The organism is Kitasatospora sp. NPDC097691, from assembly GCF_040302665.1.
In the GTDB taxonomy this organism is placed as follows: Bacteria; Actinomycetota; Actinomycetes; order Streptomycetales; family Streptomycetaceae; genus Kitasatospora.
In genome coordinates this window covers 40,145-60,633 of record NZ_JBEORY010000061.1, presented here as the reverse complement: position 1 = coordinate 60,633, position 20,489 = coordinate 40,145, and the positions used below count along the sequence as shown (strand labels likewise).

Annotated in this window: 22 protein-coding genes; 10 read left to right on the top strand and 12 right to left on the bottom strand. The window is 70.6% G+C overall.

Annotated elements, in window-relative coordinates; genetic code table 11:
- Positions 1–176 precede the first annotated feature (176 nt).
- The 3 genes from ABTY56_RS31605 to ABTY56_RS31595 all read right to left on the bottom strand — a co-directional run bounded on the left by ABTY56_RS31605 (position 177) and on the right by ABTY56_RS31595 (position 3,102).
- A complete protein-coding gene (locus ABTY56_RS31605; RefSeq protein WP_350632787.1) occupies positions 177–1,856 on the bottom strand; it encodes a CocE/NonD family hydrolase in 1,680 nt (559 codons plus the stop codon).
- Between the two features lie 375 nt (positions 1,857–2,231).
- Positions 2,232–2,822: a hypothetical protein gene (locus ABTY56_RS31600; protein WP_350632786.1), complete on the bottom strand. Its 591-nt coding sequence runs from the start codon at positions 2,820–2,822 to the stop codon at positions 2,232–2,234.
- A 31-nt stretch (positions 2,823–2,853) separates the two neighbouring features.
- Positions 2,854–3,102 (bottom strand): hypothetical protein, encoded by a 249-nt coding sequence (locus ABTY56_RS31595; RefSeq protein WP_350632785.1) that lies wholly within the window; start codon positions 3,100–3,102, stop codon positions 2,854–2,856.
- A 395-nt stretch (positions 3,103–3,497) separates the two neighbouring features.
- Here ABTY56_RS31595 and ABTY56_RS31590 point away from each other — a divergent pair, with 395 nt between their 5' ends.
- Entirely contained in the window at positions 3,498–4,844 is a 1,347-nt protein-coding gene (locus ABTY56_RS31590; RefSeq protein ID WP_350632784.1) for a hypothetical protein, read from the top strand.
- Positions 4,845–4,983: 139 nt separating this feature from the next.
- On the opposite strand, the gene ABTY56_RS31585 is transcribed toward ABTY56_RS31590, so the two are convergent.
- The 3 genes from ABTY56_RS31585 to ABTY56_RS31575 form a co-directional block, all read right to left on the bottom strand.
- Positions 4,984–5,532: a DUF4262 domain-containing protein gene (locus ABTY56_RS31585; RefSeq protein ID WP_350632783.1), complete on the bottom strand. Its 549-nt coding sequence runs from the start codon at positions 5,530–5,532 to the stop codon at positions 4,984–4,986.
- 127 nt (positions 5,533–5,659) lie between these two features.
- Positions 5,660–6,544 (bottom strand): ATP-grasp domain-containing protein, encoded by an 885-nt coding sequence (locus ABTY56_RS31580; RefSeq protein WP_350632782.1) that lies wholly within the window; start codon positions 6,542–6,544, stop codon positions 5,660–5,662.
- A gap of 290 nt (positions 6,545–6,834) precedes the next feature.
- Positions 6,835–7,977, bottom strand: a complete 1,143-nt coding sequence (locus ABTY56_RS31575; RefSeq protein ID WP_350632781.1) for an FAD-dependent oxidoreductase — start codon at positions 7,975–7,977, stop codon at positions 6,835–6,837.
- 95 nt (positions 7,978–8,072) lie between these two features.
- Here ABTY56_RS31575 and ABTY56_RS31570 point away from each other — a divergent pair, with 95 nt between their 5' ends.
- The 4 genes from ABTY56_RS31570 (at position 8,073) to ABTY56_RS31555 (ending at position 11,554) form a co-directional block, all read left to right on the top strand.
- The gene (locus tag ABTY56_RS31570; protein ID WP_350632780.1) at positions 8,073–8,810 is read left to right on the top strand and encodes a TetR/AcrR family transcriptional regulator; all 738 of its coding nucleotides are present in this window, start codon (positions 8,073–8,075) and stop codon (positions 8,808–8,810) included.
- 181 nt (positions 8,811–8,991) lie between these two features.
- Positions 8,992–9,642 carry a dihydrofolate reductase family protein gene (locus ABTY56_RS31565; RefSeq protein WP_350632779.1) on the top strand — a complete coding sequence of 217 codons (651 nt, stop codon included), beginning with the start codon at positions 8,992–8,994 and terminating at the stop codon, positions 9,640–9,642.
- A gap of 5 nt (positions 9,643–9,647) precedes the next feature.
- Complete coding sequence (locus ABTY56_RS31560; RefSeq protein WP_350632778.1) at positions 9,648–10,490, top strand: alpha/beta fold hydrolase; 843 nt, start codon at positions 9,648–9,650, stop codon at positions 10,488–10,490.
- A gap of 314 nt (positions 10,491–10,804) precedes the next feature.
- Positions 10,805–11,554, top strand: a complete 750-nt coding sequence (locus ABTY56_RS31555) for a hypothetical protein (RefSeq protein ID WP_350632777.1) — start codon at positions 10,805–10,807, stop codon at positions 11,552–11,554.
- 225 nt (positions 11,555–11,779) lie between these two features.
- Here the strand turns inward: ABTY56_RS31555 and ABTY56_RS31550 are convergent, their stop codons facing one another.
- Positions 11,780–12,370, bottom strand: coding sequence for a hypothetical protein (locus ABTY56_RS31550; RefSeq protein WP_350632776.1), 591 nt, complete (start codon positions 12,368–12,370; stop codon positions 11,780–11,782).
- Between the two features lie 409 nt (positions 12,371–12,779).
- On the opposite strand from ABTY56_RS31550, the gene ABTY56_RS31545 reads away from it, so the two are divergent.
- The gene (locus ABTY56_RS31545; protein ID WP_350632775.1) at positions 12,780–13,283 is read left to right on the top strand and encodes a hypothetical protein; all 504 of its coding nucleotides are present in this window, start codon (positions 12,780–12,782) and stop codon (positions 13,281–13,283) included.
- Positions 13,284–13,432: 149 nt separating this feature from the next.
- On the opposite strand, the gene ABTY56_RS31540 is transcribed toward ABTY56_RS31545, so the two are convergent.
- Positions 13,433–13,729 (bottom strand): antibiotic biosynthesis monooxygenase family protein, encoded by a 297-nt coding sequence (locus ABTY56_RS31540; RefSeq protein WP_350632774.1) that lies wholly within the window; start codon positions 13,727–13,729, stop codon positions 13,433–13,435.
- Between the two features lie 182 nt (positions 13,730–13,911).
- On the bottom strand, positions 13,912–14,223 hold the full coding sequence (locus tag ABTY56_RS31535) for a hypothetical protein (RefSeq protein WP_350632773.1): 312 nt from the start codon (positions 14,221–14,223) through the stop codon (positions 13,912–13,914).
- A 277-nt stretch (positions 14,224–14,500) separates the two neighbouring features.
- Between ABTY56_RS31535 and ABTY56_RS31530 the strand changes: the two genes are divergently transcribed.
- Complete coding sequence (locus tag ABTY56_RS31530; protein WP_350632772.1) at positions 14,501–15,199, top strand: restriction endonuclease; 699 nt, start codon at positions 14,501–14,503, stop codon at positions 15,197–15,199.
- A gap of 98 nt (positions 15,200–15,297) precedes the next feature.
- Here the strand turns inward: ABTY56_RS31530 and ABTY56_RS31525 are convergent, their stop codons facing one another.
- On the bottom strand, positions 15,298–15,810 hold the full coding sequence (locus ABTY56_RS31525) for a DUF1877 domain-containing protein (RefSeq protein WP_350632771.1): 513 nt from the start codon (positions 15,808–15,810) through the stop codon (positions 15,298–15,300).
- A gap of 203 nt (positions 15,811–16,013) precedes the next feature.
- On the opposite strand from ABTY56_RS31525, the gene ABTY56_RS31520 reads away from it, so the two are divergent.
- Positions 16,014–16,787: a glycosyltransferase family 2 protein gene (locus ABTY56_RS31520; protein WP_350632770.1), complete on the top strand. Its 774-nt coding sequence runs from the start codon at positions 16,014–16,016 to the stop codon at positions 16,785–16,787.
- A gap of 220 nt (positions 16,788–17,007) precedes the next feature.
- On the opposite strand, the gene ABTY56_RS31515 is transcribed toward ABTY56_RS31520, so the two are convergent.
- The gene (locus tag ABTY56_RS31515) at positions 17,008–17,478 is read right to left on the bottom strand and encodes a hypothetical protein (protein WP_350632769.1); all 471 of its coding nucleotides are present in this window, start codon (positions 17,476–17,478) and stop codon (positions 17,008–17,010) included.
- Positions 17,479–17,957: 479 nt separating this feature from the next.
- Between ABTY56_RS31515 and ABTY56_RS31510 the strand changes: the two genes are divergently transcribed.
- Positions 17,958–18,947 (top strand): aldo/keto reductase, encoded by a 990-nt coding sequence (locus tag ABTY56_RS31510; RefSeq protein WP_350632768.1) that lies wholly within the window; start codon positions 17,958–17,960, stop codon positions 18,945–18,947.
- Between the two features lie 109 nt (positions 18,948–19,056).
- Here ABTY56_RS31510 and ABTY56_RS31505 read toward each other — a convergent pair whose 3' ends face one another.
- Entirely contained in the window at positions 19,057–19,551 is a 495-nt protein-coding gene (locus ABTY56_RS31505; RefSeq protein ID WP_350632767.1) for a hypothetical protein, read from the bottom strand.
- Between the two features lie 349 nt (positions 19,552–19,900).
- Between ABTY56_RS31505 and ABTY56_RS31500 the strand changes: the two genes are divergently transcribed.
- Entirely contained in the window at positions 19,901–20,074 is a 174-nt protein-coding gene (locus ABTY56_RS31500; RefSeq protein WP_350632766.1) for a hypothetical protein, read from the top strand.
- Positions 20,075–20,489: the final 415 nt, after the last annotated feature.

Here is a 20,489-nt window from a genome sequence, read left to right as displayed (position 1 = left end):
CCCGTCGCACGGGTAGTACCCGGATCCGCCGGCCACACCGGCCTTCGGCGAAGGCGGCAGCACCGTGGCCACGAGGTACGGCGAGTATCCCTTCGTACGAGCGCGAGAACGGTCCGGTCCGCGTAGGGGCGGACCGGACCGGGGCGGCAGGTGGGGCCGGCAGGTGGTGTGTCGTGTTACGGGAGAGGGGCGAGCGGGATGTCGACGTAGGACTCGTTGCCCTTGGGAGAGGTGATCTCCAGGGCGGAGGGGATGGTCTGGTCGTCGGCGAAGAACGGGTCGTAGCTGTCGATGATGAGCTGGAGCCGGCGACCCTTGCGCAGGACGTAGTGGGCGGGCTGCAGGCGGAAGGTCACCGTGGCGGCCTGCTGGTCGGTGAGGGTGTAGGGGGCGTGGGTGATGATGGCCGCGTGACCGTTGTCCGGGTCGCAGTCCAGCAGGTAGGCGACGAAGGTGGCGTTGTTCGTCTGCGCCTTCACGGTGAGCCGGGCCTCCAGGTCGCCCTGGACGCGCATGGGCTGCTCCAGCGGTGTGGTCGTCCAGACCGCGGCGACGTCGCGCTTGATCTCGGCGGTCTTGTAGACGTGGGGGAGCCCGGCACGCTCGGCCAGGCCGGTGAAGATGATCTCCGGGGCGACGATGATCCCGGTGTCCGGGCCGGCGGCCTGCACCGAGCGGGTCCAGCCCGGCTGCGGCTGGCCCTGCGCCATCGGTGCGTCCTGCTGTCCGGTGGGCACGGCGCCGAGGTGGAAGCGCTGCTTCGGCAGGGCGTAGCTCGCCCAGTCGTCGTGGTGGAGCTCGGACATGGGGTTGGGCATGTACTCCGAGCGGATGCCGAACCGCGGCTCGGGGCCGATGCCCGCTTGGCCGCCGAGGTAGTGGTCCATCCAGCGGTAGGCCATCGCGGTGGGCTTGGAGGGCAGGCCGAGCAGACCGGGCAGTTCGCCGTTGCCGTGGTCGCCGACCTGCACGAGCAGCGACTTGGGGCCCTGTAGCCGGGTGAAGAGGTCGATGACGGCGGGCACGGAGAAGATGGTCTCGTGCCAGTGGGTGGTCATCAGGATGGGCACGTTGCGGCTGTTGTAGGTCTTGAGGTGCTGGATCGGCGAGCGGAGCCGGGCGAACTCCCTGACCTCGTCGTCGATGATGTTGCGGCGGATCTTGTCGATGACGTCGCGGAACTCCTTCGAGCAGCGCTCCTCGTGGAACAGGGACACGAGCGACTCGAATGCCTTGATGTGCCGGGTGCCGTTCTCGAGGAGCGAGGTGAACAGGTCGCTCCAGGCGCTGGTGCCGACGACGGCCTTGACGCGCTCGTCCTGCGCGGCGAGCAGCAGGCTGGTTCCGGCGCCGTAGGAGGAGCCGAAGCAGCCGATCCGGCCCGGGTCGACGGCGTCCTGCTCGGTGAGCCAGTCGAGGATCTCGACGCCGTCGGCGACGTCCTGGGGCCCGGCGACCTGGATTTTGCCGGTGGACTCGGCCAGGCCGCGCTGGCTGTAGGTCAGGACGGCGTAGCCGCCGAGCGTCCAGCGCGGAACGGTGCCGAGGTAGGCGAGGCGGCCGAGGTCGTTCAGCGGGGCGGGCATCACGATGGCGGGACAGGTCTGCCCGGGTGCGAGATTGCGCGGCGTGCTCAGCCCGGCGTCGATCCGGGTCCCGTCCGCCATGACGATCGGGATCTCCCGGTATGTGCCCACCTCCGCCTGCGTCTCGTACTCGTCGGCCAGACCCCACTGGTCGAGCCTGCCGATCCTGCGCGGCGACGGGTCGAGCAGCGCCTCGCGGATCGCCTCCAGCTTGGCGACGTCCTCGGCGCTGAGAACGAACGGGTTCTGCGGGGACTCCTGGACCGGCATGGATGTTCCACCTTCCGCGGCAGTGACCTCTGATGGGGTTGTCACGGACATGTTCGTACCCATCCCATCACTTTCGGCGAGCAACCCGCGCACGTCACGCGAACGAGTGACGGGCGGCCGTGGAAACCCCGGACGGAACAATGCCGGGCCCGAGCCCGAGGAGGCGGCCACCCGGTCGGCCGTGCAGGCGCAGCCGGCAGCACCGGCGCACGACTCGCCGACCGGTGGGGCCGATACCGCGCCGACCCCGCCCGGGGTGCCCCGGCGGTCGACCCGGGAGACCGCCCTGGCGGCACCCAGCGCGGCACCCACCTCGTTCGCGTCACAGGCACAGCGGGGGCCGGTCGGGGAGCGGCCGGTCGAGTCGGGCGGTTTCTAGGGCTGGGGGAAGGTGTTCGGGTCGACGTCGCTGGTCTCGGCGTTGCCGTCGGCCACCGGCTGGAGGGTGATCTTCCAGGACGTCGCGGTCCGGCCGGTCTCGAACGCGAAGGTGTCCTGGAACTTCGTGAACTGGCAGTTGAGGGTGAAGCCCTTGGCCTCGGCGTCCCAGTCGGTGCCGTCGGCGACGTAGACCTCGTACGTCCCGTCCGCCACGCCCTTGATGCCGGCCTTCTGGCCCTTGGCGACGAACAGCGAGTGCACCGCCTTGCCGTTCAGCGCGAGCGAGACCACCGCGTCCGTCGTGCCGCCGTTGTCGACCTTGAACTCACCCTCCCCGCCCAGCTTCCCGCTGCGGACCATCGTGCCGTTGTCCAGCGAACGGAACTGCTGCTTGGGCAACGTCGGAACGGACAGACTCGCCGAGTAGCCGGCCGCCGACAGCTTGGTAAGGGCGGCCGACACCTGCGTCAGCCCCGTGGAGGCGCCGAGCTCGGCCTCGGCGGAACTCAGCCCGCAGACCTTCCGGCGCTCCATGTCGCTGCGCAGCAGCGCGGCGGAATCGGACAGTCCTCTGAGTGCGAACACCAGCTGGTACTTCGCCGTCTTCGCTCCCTCGTCAGTCGGATCGTCGGCTCGGTCCAGGTTGTAACTGCCTTGACTCCCGGCGCTGTTGAGGGGCATCCACGGCGGTGCCGAACTCGGCCAGGGTCTTGGCCTCGGCGGCCTTGCCGAGTGCGGCGTTGACGGCGTCCACGGCGTCGGTGATGGCCTGGCCGTGCGGCGGCTTGCCGGACGGCGGCGGCGGACCGGCAGGCACCCCGGGGCCCGCGCAGGCCGCCAGGACCAACGCCGTGCCGGCTGCCAAACCGGCCTTCCCGACGAATCGCTCGGCCCCCGTGAACCTCAGGAACGCCACACCCACACCCCACACCCTCGAAACCGGTTTGCGCGCAACGGCGCCCTCGCGCACGTGAGCGAGCGGCACATCGTCCCGAGCACGAACGATCTCGTCAACTCGGCAGGGAGTTCCGGAGGTTTTGTCCGATTCAGTCGACCATACGGTCCAGGGGCAGGAGGTACGACTCGTAGGACACCGGACGGCCATAGCCGTGGGTCCGACCTTCGGCTGACCTGCTGCGGGGCAGCGTCCACCGTGCGCCGCCACAGCGGGCCGGGCTGCCGGTGAAAACCGGGTTGCCCGGGCGGCAGCCGGTCGTGGATCATCCTGGGGTCCTGACACCCCCGAACCCCCGGAGACACATGGCCACCGAACTGTCCGAAGCCTGGGAGCTCTTCGAGTCCGGCGACTCGCAGGGAACGATGCGAGTGCTGCGCTCCGCAGCAGACCGCCTCCCGCCCGCCGAGACCGCACCGCTGGTGGCCGAGCTGGCCAAGGGCGCCGGTTTCGAGGACCTGGCGGAGGCTTCGACAGCACTGGCGGCCGGGCCCGAGCGGGCCGACCGGCTCTACGCCTACGGCTACGCCTGCGTCGAGCGCGGCATCGACGCGGTGGGTGTCCCGGCGCTGCGGGAGGCACTGCGACTGGTCGAGGCGCCGCCCGCCCCTGCGGCGCGCACCGGTCTGTTCCGCCGCAAGCCCAAGCCGCAGGCCGGCCCGCAACTCGGCCTGCGCAAGGTGCTGCTGGAGCTGGTCTCCGCCCTGGAGGGCTGCGAGCGGCACACCGAGGCACTGGCCGTACTGCGTGAGCACGACGCCCGGCTCGGCGACTGGCCGGACCGGTACCTGACGGTCTACAACGCGCTGATGGCAGGCCGGATATCCCTGGCCCGGGAGGTGTACGAGGCGCTCTCGGCCCCCGAGGGGGTCTGGGTCGGCCCCGAGCAGCGGGTCGGACGGATGCTGGAGCGGGCCGCGGCCCTGCCTCCGAGCGGCGACCAGGATCTGCGCGGCTGGCACTACGTGCTCACCGGCGGCCTGCTCACCACCCTCTCGCCACACGGGTTCGACCAGGGCATGGCCGGCCGTTGGGCCTACCTGCAGGACGACTTCGGGCACTGCCACTACGGCCTGGAGCGCCTGCGCACCGTGCTGGCCGCCACGGGCCGCAAGCCCGCCTCGGTCGCACTGCTGGCCGACCGGGGCAGCCGGGCACTCGGACTGGCCGCGGCGCAGCTGCTCGGCGTGCCCGCGGCGCCGTACCGGCCGGACATGCCGGGCACGCCGGATGTGCTGGTGGTCGCGTACGACCTGAACGAGTGCGATCCCGCCGAGGTCGCGCAGCTGCACGAACGGGCGCCGGGCCGGTTGCTCTTCGAGCACGCCACCTGCTGGACCGACCCGCCCGCCGTCACGGCCGACATCTCCACCCTGCTCGGGCAGATCGTGAACGCCCCGTGGGAGCCCGGCCTGCAGTTCGGCGAGGACGGCGAGGCGCAGGAGGCCGGGCCCGACGAGCGCTCGGCCGAGGAACTCGCCGAGGCGATCCTGGCCGCCACCCCCACCGCTCCGGAAGGCGACGGTCAGACCCCGCCCGACGAGGACGACACCCTCACCGCCTTCGCCACCCGCGCCACCGGCTGGCCCGCCACCGGCCCGCGCGACCGCATCCGCTCCGCCGGCCCGGTCCGCAGCTCCCGCTTCGCGTGACGGACCGACTCGGCTGAACCGATCCGGCCTGCGGACAGGGCTCTGACCTGCCCGCAGGCCGGATCGGTCGACCGGTCGAGACGGGCTGCGCGGGCAGGGCGAACGAGGGCACGCTGCCCGGCCGCCGTGCCGCTCGGGGTCAGAGCTCGGCCGTCCAGACCCCGACCGGGTGCTCGTCGGGCGGCAGCCACAGTTGAGGCTGCGAGTCCCGATGCCCCTGCCCGATGTGCTCCGCCCAGTGGAAGCGCCCGTTCGCGTCGGGCCAGGCCACCTGCAGGACCGGGAGGGGCGGATGCCGGTAGAACCCGATGGCCCGTCCGAAGAAGGTCCGGTACCAGCGGAGATCAACCCGCCTGAGCCCCACCGCCCGGTCGCGGACGACGCCTTGGTGTTCCTGGCCGTCAGCCAGGACGGTGCCCGACGCGGCCTTGTCGCCGAGTGTGTTGAGCATGCGGTGCATGAGGTGGACATCGAGCCCGAACATCGCGAGCTCAGGCGTGCCGTGCGTGTGGGCCAGGCCGATCGTGTAGGCGAACCCCGGGCCGATCTCGTCCTCGGGGACCATCACGACGTGCCATCCGTGCTCCTGCACATTGCCGATGATCGTCCGCTCGACATGGTCGGCGTCGTCCCGGTCGCCGTAGTCGTGGCACAGGACGCAGCGGCACTGGAATGGATCACCGGTCATGCGTGCAGCGTACGAGGTGAGTCGCCGTGCCAGGCCGGCGGGCCCGCACTTCCCGTGCTCCGGGCGTGCGGGCCCGCACTTCCCGTGCTCCGGGCGCCGCTCTGGCCGCTCGATGCCCTCCGCAGGATCAGCGCTGTGCTGCGGCTCGCGCTGCGACTGCTTCGGCGAAACGTCCCAGTGCTTGCGCGTCGGTCCGGAGGAACAGGTTCGGTTCGATGAGTTCCAGCTCCAGGACCACCGGTTCTCCGGCGTTGTCCAGCACCAGGTCCACCCTGGCGAACAGCGGTGCGCTCGGCGACGGAACCGCTGCCAACGCTGCCGCTGCGGTACGGAGTTCCGCCTCGGTCGGCTGGTACGGCGCGACGCCGAGATGCGGCACCCGGTCGTTGTCGATCACACCGGGCTCCGTCAGTAGGGGGTCCTTGCGGATCGCGTGGCTGAAGGCGCCGCCGACGAAGATCAGAGCGCGTTCTCCTTCTGCGACCCGGGGCAGGTACGGCTGGACCATCACGCTGCGGCCCTGCTCCAGCAGCGTCCGGGCATGACGGGCGGCATCCGCCTGCCGGCCGGGCTCGTAGCGCGCGGTGTCCAGGGCGCCCGCGGACACCGCGGGCTTGACCACGACCCCGTCCGCCCCGCCGAAGTCGGCCGCCGTGGGCTGCGTCCCGGGTTCGAGGAACCGGGTCGGTACGACGGCGACCCCGTGGCGGGCGAGCTCTCCCAGGTAGTGCTTGTCGCTGTTCCAGCGGACCAGCGGCGGGGGGTTCCACAGCCGGGTGACGCCCGCCGTGCTATCCGCCCAGGTCAGGAACTCGTCGAGCCGTTCCACGTAGTCCCAGGTCGATCGGATGACCGCCAGGTCGAACCGCGCCCAGGGCGCCGCGGCCGTGTGCCACACCACCGGCTCCGCCGACAACCCACCGGAGCGCAGGGCGTCCACGATCAGCGGGAGGTCATCGTCGTACTCGACGCCGGCCTCACTGGTCACCACCGCAACGCGGGCAACGCTCATGCCACTCTCCCACCGAACGCCCCGGCCGCGTTCCGGAGCCGCAGCCTCCCGGAGCCGACCGCTGAACCATTCCGCCCGTCAACCGAGGGTCGCACGCCCCACTCGGATCCCCGTTGCAAGGGCTCGCTGCGGGCCTCCGAGCCTACCCCCGGCCGACACGGCGACCAGGTGGGCCATCACTGCTGCTCCCGGCCGTGGACGTCCCCCTGGCTGCGGCCCGATGCCGCACCGGCGACGGATCGGGTCGGGTCGGGTCGGGTCGGGTCGGTCGCACGCGGCGGATTCCGACCTCAGGACAGTTTCGCTCCGGGGGCGAAGGCGGGCAGCTTCTCAAGACTGCTGCGCACGGCCTCGGCGCCGTACTCGAACATCTGCCGCTCGTAGTCGTCGACCGCGCCGCGCAGGTCCCGGCGGCCTTCGTCGGCCTCGATCAGGCAGCGGCGCAGCAGGTCGGCGTCGCGCAGCGCGGTGTTCGCGCCGTTGCCGCCGGTCGGGGAGGTGGCGTGGATCGCGTCGCCGAGCAGGGTCACCGGGCCGGGTGCCCAGCGCCGGCCGGGCTTGACCACCCGGATGGACAGCAGCGTGCTGTTGTCCGGGTCGGCCTGCTCGATCAGCGCGCGCAGCTGCGGGTGCCAGCGTTCCGTCCTGGACAGCACGGCGTCCTGCGCGGTCAGGTCTCCCATCGAGTCGTTCGGCGGCAGGATCATGGCCCAGCGCACGTAGTCGCCGATGTCGGGCAGTGTGACGTCGGGGGCCAGTTGCTCGGCGGCCTGCTTCGGCGGGGTGCGGAAGCGCATCGCGCCGAGCAGCAGGCTGACGCCGTCGCCCGTGATCTTCGAGCCGTAGGCCTTGGACAGGCCGGCGAACTCGTCGGTCAGCGGGGTGCGGCCGATGACGAACCGGACGCCGGTGTCGGTCGGGGTGGTCTGCGGCGACAGCACCCCGCGGACCGCGGAGGTGACGCCGTCCGCTCCGACGAGCAGGTCCGCGTCGGCGAGCAGCTCGGCGGCGGACGGGTCGCGGCGGGCGAACCGGGCTCGGACGCTGCCGTCGGCCGGCACGTCGTAGCCGGTCAGCGCGGCATCGGTGTGCACGGTGAGGCCGGTCAGCAGGAGGTGTCGCAGCACCTGCCGGTCGACCACGATGCCGGTCCGGCCCGCGCCGAGCCTGCCGATCTCGTTCAGCTGCGGGTCCAGGATCAGCTGCTCGGCGGAGGCGTGCATGACGATCTCGTCCAGCAGTGGGTGCCGGCGGGTCGGCAGGCAGTCGCGCACCGCCTGGAAGCCGGCCGGGTCCAGCACGAGCCGGTAGCCCTGGAACCGTGCGGCGATCCCCGGGTCGCGCTCGAACACGTCGGCCTCGATCCCGGCACCGCGCAGACCCTGCGCGAGTGCCAGGCCTCCCAGACCGGCTCCGACAACGGAAACTCGCATCACACACCTCCGGGACATCGGTACGAACTTAGTTCGCCCTGACGATCTAAGTTCTACCCAACGAACTTAGATCGAGTCAACGTATAGTGGTCGGCATGTCCGCCGATCCCCACCGACGCCGCGCCGCCCGCCACGCCCAACCCGCAGCGGAGGCCGCCGCACCGGCACCACGCAAGAAGCCGATCACCGTCGAACGGATCACCGACGCCGCCCTGGAAGTCGTCGCCACCGAGGGGTACGACGCACTGACCATCCGCCGGGTCGCCGCCGTACTGGGCACCGGTCCGTCGTCGTTGTACGCGCACATCGTCAACAAGGACGACATCGACGATCTGCTGATCGGCAGGCTCTACGCCGAGGTCGTGCTCCCCGAACCGGACCCGGCCGCCTGGCGCGAACAACTGCTCGGGGTGTACACCCGGATCCGCGACCTGTACCTGGACTACCCCGGCGTCTCGCGCGCCGCACTGGCCGCGGTGCCGACCAACCTGGAAACGCTGCGGGTCGGCGAAGGAATCCTGGCGATCCTGCTCGCGGGCGGCATCGAACCGAGGACCGCCGGATGGGCCCGCGACGCGCTGTCCCTCTACGTCAGCGCCTATGCACTGGAGCAGTCGCTGGTCCGGCAACGACGCCGGCACCAGGACCAGGATCAGAAGCAGGAATGGGTGCTCAGCCACGAGGAGTTGCTGGACCGCTTCACCGCACTGCCCGCCGAGGAGTTCCCGCAGACCCGGCGCCATGCCGCCGAGCTGATCTCCGGCACCGGACCCGACCGCTTCGCGTTCGCCCTCGGCCTGCTCATCAACAATCTGCGGCCCGCAGCCGGTTGACCTGCCAACCCGGCACGCGGTGACGGCGGTCAGCGGTGTGCCGGGCGAGGCGGTCGGCGGTGCGCGGAGCGAGGCGGCAGGCGGGTACGGAAACCGGGTGCCCGCGCGGCGATGAGTTTTCCGGCCCCGGCAGGTCTACATCTCGACCAGGACGGACGACCCACTCATCGGGAGTACAGACATGGGCCTCATCCACATCGAGCTGTTCACCACGCTCGACCTCGTCGCGCAGGCACCCGGCGGCCCCGACGAGGACCCGGCGGGGTTCCCGTTCGGCGGCTGGCAGGTGCCCCTGCTGAACGAGACCACCGGCGCACAGATCCTCGCCGCGTACCAGGGAACGGACGCCCTGCTGCTCGGCCGGCGGACGTACGACATCTTCGCCGCCCACTGGCCGCACCAGGAGGGCGGACCGGACAACCCGATCGCCGAGCTGTTCAACCGCGTCCCGAAGTACGTGGCCTCCCGCGGCAAGCCCGACCTGCCCTGGGCCGGCTCCACGCAGCTCGGCCCCGACCTGCCCGCCGCCGTGCGCGAGATCCGCGACCGGCACGAGCACGTGAAGGTCGTCGGCAGCCTCGACCTCGTACAGACCCTCCTGCGCGAGAAGCTCTTCGACCGCGTCGACCTCTGGGTCCACCCGATCATGCTCGGCGTCGGGAAGAAGGTGTTCGACGGCGGCACGGTACCCACCAACGTCACCCTCCTCCAGCCCCCCGCAGCCGGCCCGCAGGGCACCGTGTACCTGCGCTACGGACTCGCCGACGGCACACCCCGCACCGGCGACATGAGCGCACCCGACCGCGGCCTCGGACACGAGGACCTCCGGTGATCCCGATGACCACTGTCAACGCCAACGGGACCGCCCTGGCCATCGAGTCGTTCGGTGACGACGACGCACCACTCGTCCTGCTCGTGGGCGGGCCGACCATGCTCTCCTGGCCCGACGCGCTCTGCGAGCGTCTCGCCGCCGGCGGACGCCGGGCGGTGCGCTACGACCTGCGCGACAGCGGACAGTCCACCACGACGGACCCGCAGGAACCCGCCTACACCCTGCGCGACCTCGCCGCCGACGCCGCGGCCCTCGCCGACGCACTCGGCGGGGCTCCCGCGCACCTCGCGGGGATCGGCGTCAGCGCGATGGTCGCCCAGGTGGCCGTGCTCGACCACCCGGACGCGTTCTCGGCGCTCACCCTGGTCGGCACCCGCCCGGTCGCCCCCGGCCCGCCCGACGACGACCTCCCCGGCCACGACCGGGCGACGATGGACCGGCTGTTCGCGCGCCCGATGCCCGACTGGAGCGACCGCGGGGCGGTCGCTGCGTTCGCCGCCACCGGCGCGGAGATCCTCGGCGACGACCCCGTCACCGCGCGCGCAACCGCCGCGCGCATCTGGGACCGCACCCCCGGCACCGCGCCCCCGGTCCACACGGCCAACCAGCTGGGCACGGTGTTCGCCGGCCTCGACTGCACACCCCGCTGGCGCGAGCGCCTGCCCGGGATCGGCGTCCCCACGCTGGTCATCCACGGCCGCCGCAACCGGTTCTTCCCCGTCGGCAACGGCGAGGCGATCGCCCGCGCGATCCCCGGGGCACGGCTGCTCGTCCTCGACGAGGCCGCCACCGCGATCCCCGAGACGGCGGTGAACGAGGTCACCGAGGCGATGCTCGCGCTCGGATAGATGCTCTCGTTCGGACAGAGGACAGCGGGGGCGCGGCGGGCCGGATCCGCGCACCCGAGCCCGAATCGGCCTCGGAGGGACGGGAGTTGGCGAGGACGGGCACGGACGGATCGACCTCGGGGTGCTCAAGTTGAGCAGGCACGTCGCCGGACCGCGCCGCTGGTCCCCCTCCGCTTCAGGTCCCGGACCATGACGCGGATGAGCCACGGCTTCGAGATCGAGCTCGCCGAAACCGCCTGTTTCGTCGGCCCCGAAGGCCGTAGATTTACCTCGGTGCCCACGACGTAGCCGAGGGCGGGACGGCTGGAGACACCTTGCGGGACAGTTTTTCCGATGGATTCTTTACCCGGCTGGCCCACGACACACATCCGGTGGACCTGATGTGTCTCTATCTGCAACACGGCTCGGTCGAACGGATCCCCGGCCTGCCGGCTGATCGGGACACCCTGTCGTTCGAGCACCTGAGTCAGCATGTCCGCCCGGAGAACCGCTCCCACCATGACGACGCGGACACGTTCTCACTCTGCATCAAGAAGAAGGTCCGCGGACGGCTGTACGGCTTGGAGTTCAGGATCTATTTCATCGCCGGTGAGCCCTGGACCGACGCGGTGATTCCGTTCGGCGCCCCCGTCAGCCTGCCCCGGTTCGTGCACCACCTGCGCGGGTCCTACGGCTCGGGGGGAGCTCCGGACGACTGGGACTTCGACGTGTACACCGACGTGGGTGATCTCCGCGAGAGTGTCCTGCTGTTCGGCAACCGGCGCGAGATCTGGTTCCAGGTCAACCGCGGCCCGGTGGTGGCCGGCCGGTCCAGGCTGGTTCCCCGGAACCAGGGCCGGCTGGTCACAGGCCGTCTGCACGGCAACCGGTTCGGGACGAATGCCCAACTGCACGCGGGGGGAGCGATGTTCCCTGACCGCCTCGCCGCCGTCGAGGGCGCCTCGGCCGAAGCGCGGGCCTACCGGCGGTATGTGGCCAGGCTGCGCGATCCTCTTCCCTCGCGGGCGGGACGGCCGGCCCGCCCTGCGTTCGGCACCACGATGCGGCCGCGCTCCGTGAGTTGATCGATGCCGGGTCGTGAGACCGACATGCCCGCGAAGCCGCCCTGGAACCGCCTCGGGCAGCATGGTCGAAACGCGCCGGCCAGGGTCCGCCCCGGGCCGCGGCGGGCGCGGTCGCCTGGCCCAGGCTCGGCCGCACCGGTCGGTGAACGCCGCGTCGGCGCGGCCCGGCCTGCTGAGCGCGAACGTCGACGGCGCGGTGGAGTAACGGGTCCTCTCCTGGTGGCCCTACGGGATGGCGAAGCCGGCCGGGCGGCACGTGCCGCCACTGGCGGGACACACCCGTGCCCGGGCCGACAGGGGCGAGACCGACGGGTCAGCCGAGGCCACGACGCGCACGGGGTTGCGGTAGGCGTACTCGACGAATGTGAACCTGCGGCCGCCGCCGACGTCCACCACTCGCTGGTGCAACGCCGCGAACACGTTATCGTCGTCATCCCTGATCACGACCTGCCCCGCATCTCCGGGGAAGACGGTGAAGAACGTCAGGGTGGTGCTCGCCCCGATCCCCATCGGCGTCTCCTGGGCCGCGAGGGCACCGAGCTCGTCGGTGGCGGCGATCCCGGTGCCGCCGCGCGAGCGGTCGATCACCGCGAGACACGCCAGGGCCCCCTCCCCCAGCCACACCACGGCCGCGCGGCTGCGACCGCGGCCGTCGCTGTCGAACACGATCAGGTCCTCCAGGGCCGGCACCGGACACGCGGCCGGGCTGGTGCCCGGCGTGGCCAGGTAGTCCACGATCCACTGCGCCGAGGCCGGGGCGGGATCCGAAAGCACCACCCCGCGCCCGGTCGGCGTCGGCCCCTCGACGGGCGGCACCGGAACCTCCCCGCCGCCGCCCTGCCCCGTACACGCCGCCACCGCCACCCCGGCCGCCAGCATCATCGTCCCCGCCCCCCGGCGCCGCCCCCTGCGCTTCATCACGCCTCCCCGAGCATCGATTCCCCCGTCCCATTCTCATTCCCGCCCCGGCACACCGGGACTCCGCACGAACGGCAACAACCGGGTACCGAAGCCGGCACCCCACCGTCACTATCGAGTCGCAATCATCATCCGGTCCGGGTGACGCCATTTCGAGTCGGGGTCGGTCAGGTTGATGGAGGCCGAGGCCTCGAATTTCGAGCCGTCGACGATGAGCACCGCCACCTCGACTGCAGGCCTGTCCTGGCGATCACTCAGAGGATTCCTCGGTGGTACCTTGACCGGAATTCCTGGGAGGGGTGGGCCAGTGGACAATGACCGGCGGCATGCAACTGTCGTGGCGCTCGGCGAGCTCGGGCGAAGCCACGACTACCGGGACCGGGCCGATGCCGGTCACGGCCTGGCCGGCTTCGCCGAGATGCAGGAGGCCCTCGGGCCGCTGCTGGACCTCATGCTCGATCCGGATGACACCTTCGTCACCCGGGTGACCGCGGAAGCCGTGCTTCGGCGAAAGGACAGGGTCGGTCTGACGATAGTCGCGTCCGCACTGGCAGTCGCCGACGAGAATCACAGCGAGTGGATCCACACCGCAGTCGTGGATGTGTTCAGCATCTTCTCCGACGACCGGGACAACGCGATCCTGTTGTGTGAGGAGATTTCGCGGGGCACTGACGACCGCGTTGCGATGGGTGCTCGTCAGCTACAGGAGATCCTGACCGAGATCGACCCCGTTCTTGGCCCCGCACAGCCCCTGGCGCAGACCGGTCTGGCTCCGCTCGGACCGCCGGGACAAAGCGCCTGGGAGGAGTAGCGAGCAGGGGGAGCATCGCCTTCGCCCCGTGGGCGTCCGGGCCGCAGCAGCGGTTGACCTCGATCACCATGTATGGATGCTCTGCGGCGCACCCAGATGGTACAAATCGGCCGGGGCATCAAGGGTTTGCGCGACAGCTTCCTCGAGAATCAGGCGCCAGAGTTGTCGACGAACCCCACGACATCGAGGAATTCGATTGTGGGCGGGACGCCATAGATCCCCGTCACCTTGCCGACGATCTCCTCCGTGAAGAAGGCGCGGGCTTTCTCCTCGTCATCCCACACGTAGAAGTTCCTTGCCCGAAGCCCGTCTTCGTCGAGCATGAAACTCTTGAAGCGAAGGCCGGGCATGCCTTCGAACGGTCCGCGGAGTTCGCCGGCAATCTTTGCGACAGTTGAACGATCGAACTTTTCGGTCTGCGTGAAAGTCACGAGCACGCCGATCATCGGGTCTCCTACCAATTGGGTGAGCAACGGTCGACCGAGTGATGCTAGTGGCGGATCCTAGTACACGCGGCCGGAAATTCCGGTCGTCAGGCCGCGAGTCGGAGATACGGTTCACGGTCGGCGATGCAGGCCAGGAACGCGGCAAGATTGCGTGCACGATCTCAACACCCCGAACCCGATCGTCACGAGAGTGGACCCGGCGCCGCACCCGCCTTGCCCTGCCGCCGCTGCTCGCGCTCCTCGAACCAGCGCTCCTGGTCCTCGTGCCGGCGAGCCGCGTTGCTGCCGTCCAGCCGGCCGGCGAAGGCCCGGTAGGCCGCCGGCACCAAAGCCTTGCGGTCGGCGGGCTCCGCCGAGGCGATCGCCCAGAGCGCCTCGCTGGTGTCCTCGTCCAACCTGGTGCAGGACCGCGGGCCCCCGCGCACGAGCACACGCTCCAGTTCCTCGTGGAAGGTCTGCCGCAGCTCCTGGTCGGTCGGCCACCTGTGACGCATCCCGGCCCCCATCGACGTCGAACCCGAACTCCCTTCCTGCATAAGGGACTCGGCTGCCCGGGCATTGGTTCCGACCACCGCCCGGTCACACCTTCCGGTCCTTCGTCGGAGAGCATCTCGCAGGACGCCCGCGCCCCCGAGTCATGGGCGCAGCAGGGAAGCTGCGGCGCGCTCGCAGTGCCTGGCGTGCTTCAGCCGGGGGCTTCCAGGGCGTTCGCTCCGGCTGTCGGTGGGGCAGGGATGCCAGGTCGGATCCGGCGGACGCGAGGGGGCGGGGATGGGAAGGAAGCGCAGGTCGGCGACGGCCAGGCGGCGGGCGGCCAGGCTGAAGGTGTTCGGGATCGGCGGGTTGGTCGCTGCCGTGCTGCTGGTCGTCTTCTGGCACCTGGTGTGGGTGTACGTCGTGGTCGCGGCGGCGGTCGCGGGCGTCGTGGCCGGCAGCTGGATGCTGTGGCGCAGGGACCGCACCGCCCGGCGGGAGGACCGGCGGTGGCGGGAGAGGGACGCCGTCGCGGCCGGGCATCGCACGCTGGCCGAGGTCGACCGGATGACCGGTACCGAGTTCGAGGACTTCGTGGCCGCGCTGTGCAGGCGGGACGGCTGCACGCGGGTGGAGAGGGTCGGCGGGGCGGGCGACAACGGCGCCGACATCAAGGGCGTCCTGCCGGACGGCCGGACGATGATCGTGCAGTGCAAGAGGTACGCGCCGGGCAACGCGATCCCCGCTCGGGAGATCCGTGACCTGATGGGCGCACTCCGGCATCACCGCGCCGAGGTCGCCGTGTTCGTCACCACGTCCCGGTTCACCCGCCCCGCCCAGGACCTGTGCACCGAGCACGGCATCTGGGCACTGCACCGCGACCTGCTCGGCCTGTGGAACAACGGCGCCGGCCTGCTCTCCTTCCCCGGGATCAACGGGGCCGGGCAGGGCGATCGGCAGCATCTGGCACGGTGGAAGCGCACCTACCAGAAGTGAACGGACGGATTTGCCGACGAACGCTCCGCGACGCAGGGCCTACGTACGGATGCGGGCGGCGCCGGGAGCGAGCCGAACGCGGCCAAGCCGGCGCGCGGTCAGTCCAACCACTCCACGACGAGGAGACCCCTCCGGGCCGCCTCCGCGTAGAACTCTCGCAACGCACCGAAGTGGCCGAGCAGGTACTCCGTCGGATCGCCGATGAAGCCGTAGCCGAGCTCGGAACCCTTGCCGCTGTCCAGGACCGACCGGAGGATCGCCTGGATGTCGATCTCTCCGAGCAGCACCGACACCTCGGCAACTGCCTCTGCGCAGAGGGCCGTCGGAGTGGAGTTGCTGAAGAAGGCGATCGGGTCCGGGCCCGCGTTGAGGAAGTCCACATCGATGCCGCGGTCGCCGTCGGTCGCGCGCTTGAGCGCCTCCAGGTGAACAGCGTCGAGTCGGGTCAGTTCGCAGGCACGCTCCAGCATGGACGGCGCCCAGTCCAGATCCAGACAGTCCGCGGCCGACGGATCCCAGTGATGGGCTCCGTCGTGCGATTCATCGGCTGACTGACGGCAGGCGGCGAGGTACTCCGCCGGGACTCGGGCGAGTTGCTGGGTGACGGCCATGACGGCAGTATCCCGACGCTGTCCACCGGATTTGGGCGTGGACGCTGCTTCTTGCCGGTGGCTGTGCCGGCGGCGCAGGTCCGCGACGCGGCCGACGACGCGACGGCCCACCCGGGCGGCGCGCACGGCGAGCGGCGGTCCCGCGTAGCCTTGCCCCGCGACAACATCCTCATGTGCAACTCCAAGCTGGTAAGGAGCACGCAGTGCCCCTGGTTTCCGTGGTGATGCCGGTGTACAACTCGGCCACCACTCTCGGCGCGTCGGTGCGCTCCGTGCTCGCGCAGACCCACGCGGACGTGGAACTGCTGGTCACCGACGACGCGTCCACCGACGGCTCCATGGACCTGCTGCAGGACCTGGCCCGCCGGGACGAGCGGGTGCTCCCGCAGGCGGCGCCCGAACAGGGCGGCGCGGCCAGGGCCCGAAACCTCGCCCTGGCCCGGGCGCGAGGGGAGTACGTGGCGTTCCTGGACAGCGACGACATGTGGCTCCCGGAGAAGCTGGAGCGGCAGCTCGCGTTCGCCGCCGGGGGCGATGCCCCGCTGACGTTCACCTCGTACTACAAGGTCGATGGCGACCACACGGGCGAGGCCTGCGACTTCACGCCCAACGGGCGGGTGGTCGCGGCACGGGAACGCGTGACGTACCGCGACATGCTGGTGCAGGACCACATCGGGGCGCTGACCGCCATGTACGACCGGACGGCGCTGGGCACGAGGCTCATGCCGGACATGCCGAAGCGGCAGGACTACGCGCTGTGGCTGTCGATCATGAGGGACGGGCACCCCGCCCGGGGTCTGCAGGAACCGCTGGCGGTCTACCGGGCCGGCCGGGCGGGGTCGCTGTCCTCGAACAAGCTGGCGCTGGTGGAGCACAACTGGCGGCTGTACCGGGAGCACGAGCACCTGTCGGTGCCGCGGTCCACGCTGGCGCTGTCCGGCGCGGTGTGGCACTCGGTGCGGAAGTCGCGCATCTGAACGAGTCATTCCGAAGTGATCGTGATCAGCTTGTCGATGGGCCAAGGGGCTATTCGGGGGTGTGCTGCTGATCAGTGGACATGCAGGCCTCCCGCGCCAAGGCGGGCTTCGCATCCCCTGAGAAGCCGGCGAAGTAGATGACGCTCGCCGCGCAATGGAGGCCGGAGCTGGTGCTGCGTGTCCCGGGTCGCTCACGACAGCTGCCGAATCGCTCCGGGGTTCAACTCAGCTGGTCGCGCACGAGATCAAGGAATGCCTGTCGGCTCGGACGGATGTGCGCCCAGACCTTCTCGTCCTGCGGATCTTCCGGATCTTCGGGGCCCTTCCTGATCACCTCCTGCACTGCGCACGCGAGGCTGCGGGCCGCTTCGCTGACCTCGGATGCGCACAGTAGGTGGATCGTCTTCTGCATCACCCACACCCTGTCAAGGACCTGCCGCGCCCGGGCCTGCCACTGCTCGTCAGCCAGGTTGTGGTGATACCGATCCACCGCGACTCGTTCGGCTTCCTGCACCGCGGACAGAAATTCGATGAGGTGAGTAAGCCGCTCGTTGCGGCGCGCCTCGGCACGTTCACGAGCACTGCGGCGCACCTCGCCGCGTTCCAAGGCGCGTCCTGCCGAGCGCTGGGCCAGCATTGACATGAGCCCGCCGAGCAGGACGCCGATGAGCGGCGCAAGCGTTGTCCACACAACGTCCGACTATGACATCGATAGTGTGAACACGGCACGGGTTTTCGGGCAATCTCGGGCCGGGGCCGGGACGCGGCCAGGTCGTCGCCGCCTTCGACAACGGCGGGCAGCAGACGGCGGAAGATCTGAGATCTTCGCGCTGCCCTGGGCGCTCTTGGCCACAGCGCGGACCGGGAGATCAAGCACGGGCGGCCATGGCGGCGCCGACCACCGGCCCGCCAGGACGGACCGCCACACCAGCCAACCGCCACCCACCAGTACCGCGAGGGGCGAGGTCACCGCCCAGAGCCCCAGCACCGCCCACAGCGTCGCGTCATCGCCGCACAAGCAGTCCGCACCCGACGTGCCGGTCCGCCACCGGACGGCACCGGCACCGTAAGGTCCTCTCCGAGGGCACGAGGCCCGGCCGGTCCGCTCGGAGCAGGCGGCGGAGAAGCCTCGGTCGACGGGAAGAACGAGACGAAGGGCCGGCACGCCACATGCGACAGCGCAGTCTGCGGGACCTCCAGGTGTCGGCCATCGGCCTCGGCTGCATGGGGATGTCCGCCTTCTACGGCACGGCCGACCAGGACGAGGGCGTGGCGACCATCCGGCGCGCCCTGGACCTCGGCATCACCTTCCTCGACACGGCGCAGGTCTACGGACCGCTCACCAACGAGTCCCTGGTCGGCGAGGCCGTCCGGGGACACCGTGACGAGTACGTGATCGCCACGAAGTTCAACTACCGGATGGACGGCGCCGTGCCGGGCGACATGTCGACAGTGGGCCGCCAGGACGGCTCGGCCGAGCACGTCCGCAGTTCCGTCCACGGTTCGCTCGCGCGGCTCGGCACCGACCACATCGATCTGTACTACCAGCACCGGGTCGACCCGACCGTACCCATCGAGGAGACCGTCGGCGCGCTCGGCGAACTGGTCGCCGAGGGCAAGGTGCGGTACATCGGGCTGAGCGAGGCGAGCGCGGAGACCATCCGCCGCGCCGACGCCGTCCACCCGATCACCGCCGTCCAGAGCGAGTACTCGCTCTGGACCCGGGACGTGGAAGCCGAGGTGCTCCCCACCTGCCGGGAGCTCGGCATCGGCTTCGTCCCGTACTCCCCGCTCGGCCGCGGCTTCCTCGCCGGCCGCTTCAGCTCTCCCGACGAGCTCGACCAGGACGACTTCCGCCGCACCAACCCGCGCTTCACCGAGGCCAATCTGGCGGCCAACCTCCGGCTCGCCGAGAAGGTCAAGCAGATCGCCGCGGAGAAGCAGGTCACTCCCGCCCAGCTGGCGATCGCCTGGGTCCTTGCCCGCGGCGAGCACCTCGTGCCGATCCCCGGCACCAAGCGCCGCACCTACCTGGAGCAGAACGCGGGCGCGGTCGACGTCGAGCTGACCGACGAGGACCTGGCCCGCATCGAGGCCGAGGTGCCCGAGGCGGCCGGCGAGCGCTACGACGAGAACGGGATGCGGGCGGTGAACCGCTGAACCGCTGAACCGCTGAACGGCTGCACGGCTGCCCGCCTGCACGGCTGCACCACTCAACCGTCGCCGCTGACCGGCTACGCCCGCCCCGGCACCTTCGCCGGCCGGATCCTCATCCGGCGGTCAGCCGGCGGTGGGTGGCCCTGACGATCTCGTGCCAGAACGGCGCGGCGGTCAGGTAGCCCCCGAGCACGGCGAGCACCCCGAACGAGACGTCGACGCTCACCCGGCCCTGCTCGGCCCAGTAGACGTCCTGCAGGTCCAGCAGCAGCGCGAACTCGTCGGTGATCAGGGCCGCACCCGCGCCGTAGACGGCGGCCACGGCCGGGTGGCCGATCGCCTGCTCGTCGCCGCGGACGGCCACCAGGCCGACCCCGGCCAGTGCCGCGATGCCGATGTTGTAGTGGTGCAGGTGCTTTCCGCCCGCCGAGACATCGCCCCAGGGCAGCCAGCCGCCCCTGATGCCGTGCGTGATGACCCGCACCGTGCCGAAGGTGGTGCCGAAGGCGGCCCACATCACCACCAGCGATCGCTTGGTCGGTGTCAGGTGCCGGTTCGCCGCCCGCCGCCACTCGTCCGTCAACCGGGTGAGCACCGCTGTCGCCATGTCACAGACCTCCGACCGCCGTTCCGGCCCCCACGGTGACGCTACACCGTGGCACCACCGGCGGGCCCGGACTCCGGAACCGCTCGGGCCGTGTGTCCGGGGACGCGAAGAACAGCGCCTTCCGACGATTTCGATCGGCGCACGTCAAAAGCGCCGGTGAAATCCGCACAATCGCCCGGACCGGAATTCGCCGTCATGCTCACGGCATGAATGCCCCGCGCCCCCGAATACGCCCCTCGATGCGCCGTCAATGCCCCACGCACAACAGTCGCTTGATACTGACTCGCTTCTTCCCCGCTGGTACTTTGATTTTCGCCAAGGGACGCGTCACCGTCGAACTGGGGGAACCATGGTCGACTACCACGAGTACACGGTGGAGATCTACGACGCCGATGGGAAGCTGGAGCACACCCTCCACATCCACGACGACCATCACCAAGCCCACGGGTTCAACGCGCAGGGAACGCTGAAGAACGTACAGATGCTCGTTTCGATCGCCGGCAAGGTGATCAGGAGGAATTAGCCGTTGCCGCCCCTTCGAAAACGGCCCGCCGGAACACCCGGCGGGCCGCTTCGTCTCCCCCTGTCCATGCCGGGCGCCGCCGCCATTGTTTCGACGTCCCCGGTTCCGGGGCGGATATCGGGAAACCCGGCAATGACCCGGACCGACGCCGTCGATCTCTCACCGACAGGCGGCAGGGTGGCCGGCGCCGGGGCAAGGCTGTCGCAGCGACCTGGCAAGGTGGCCGAGCCGCTACGGCGAGGCCTGTTGCGAGGTCAGGTCTGTGATCGCGTAGATGGTCTGGCGGCTGACGGTCCCGGTCTTGAGGTCGGTGCGATGGCGCAGGATCCGCACGGCCTGGACGACGTGGGGGGAAGTCGAGTCCGAGGTCGGTAACGGTGAGGGCTCCGGTCACGCGGTTCTCCCTGCGGTCGTC